Origin of the sequence: Sulfitobacter sp. HI0129, assembly GCF_001635395.1 — a bacterium.
Lineage (GTDB): Bacteria > Pseudomonadota > Alphaproteobacteria > Rhodobacterales > Rhodobacteraceae > Sulfitobacter.
The window spans coordinates 1-1,178 of record NZ_LWGH01000488.1 but is presented as its reverse complement, the minus strand read 5'-3'; the positions used below and the strand labels follow the sequence as shown (position 1 = coordinate 1,178).

Here is a 1,178-nt window from a genome sequence, read left to right as displayed (position 1 = left end):
GCTCTGAGAGTGTCTCGATCGATGGGGCGGGGCAGGCGGCGCGGGATCCTCACGGAGATACGGACGTCGGCGAATGGGGAGGGCAGGGCACTGTTTCGGTCTTCGCGCCAGGCGAAGTAGGACTTCAGGGTCACAAGGCGCCGCTCGATGGTCGCCGGCTTGGCATCCAACGCGTCGCGCAGATGGCGGTGGTAGGCGAGGATGTCGACTTTGGACAGCGGGTCGCTGAGCTGGTGCGCTGCGGTGAAGCGGGCGAAGGTGCGCAGATCCCGGGCATAGGCCCGCAAGGTGTGATGTCCGACGCCGCGCTCATCGCGGCAGGCATTGACGAAAGCGGTGTGATCGAGGTGGGGCATGCTGAACTCCTTTGGTGGGGTTCAGCCAGTTCAGCACGGGCAGCACATTGCACCGAAATGGCGCCCTGAAACGGTAACGATAATGGCCCCTCCTTATCCTGGCCGCTGCTTGGAGCTCAGCCGCAGCTGGCTGATCGGCTCCTGCGACTTCCATGTGCAAGCTTTGCTTTATCGAGCGGACCTCTCTCCGTCGGCGAACTGACGCCTGCGGTCGCATCTTCCATGGCACGCTGCGACACAGGACCAAGTGGCCGCGACGCACTCGACGCGAGATATGAGGGCTCTACATATTGACAGTGTCGTGCATCGTGTGACTAAATAATGTAGTCTTGGTGCCTGCGACTCGTCGTGGGTGAAAAGGGAAGCCGGTGCGAAACCGGCGCTGCCCCCGCAACTGTGAGCGGTAAGCCGAGGCCCGATGTTCCACTGGCGTCCTGCGCCGGGAAGGAGGGCCGAAGCGTTTGAGCCGCGAGTCAGGAGACCTGCCAGGACGAAAGGAAACGAACCGGTCGGTGGGCCCGGAGGCGTTGTGCATCTACGGCACTGCCCGTGCGTGTCCGCGTCCCTTTGCCTGCTGACCTAACAAAGGCAGAAAACCAGAGGGACACCTTATGAGCATCACCGTCTATTCCAAACCCGCCTGCGTGCAATGCACCGCCACCACCCGCGCGCTTGCCGCCAAGGGCATCGCGTTCGATCTGGTCGATCTGACCGAGGACGATGAGGCGATGGCCCGTGTCACCGAGCTGGGCTACCGGCAGGTGCCGGTGGTGACGGCCGGTGACGATCACTGGGCCGGCTTCCGCCCCGACAAGATCGGCG

At 63.5% G+C, this 1,178-nt stretch carries 2 protein-coding genes and 1 riboswitch; of the genes, one reads left to right on the top strand and one right to left on the bottom strand.

What is annotated here, in order from left to right; all coding sequences use genetic code 11:
* Positions 1–356, bottom strand: a 356-nt coding sequence (locus A3764_RS13395) for a site-specific integrase (protein WP_161487497.1), incomplete at its 3' end; no start/stop codon positions are given.
* 313 nt (positions 357–669) lie between these two features.
* Positions 670–860, top strand: a riboswitch (cobalamin riboswitch).
* Between the two features lie 107 nt (positions 861–967).
* On the opposite strand from A3764_RS13395, the gene nrdH reads away from it, so the two are divergent.
* On the top strand, positions 968–1,178 hold a 211-nt coding region (gene nrdH, locus A3764_RS13390), incomplete at its 3' end, for a glutaredoxin-like protein NrdH (protein WP_067951662.1).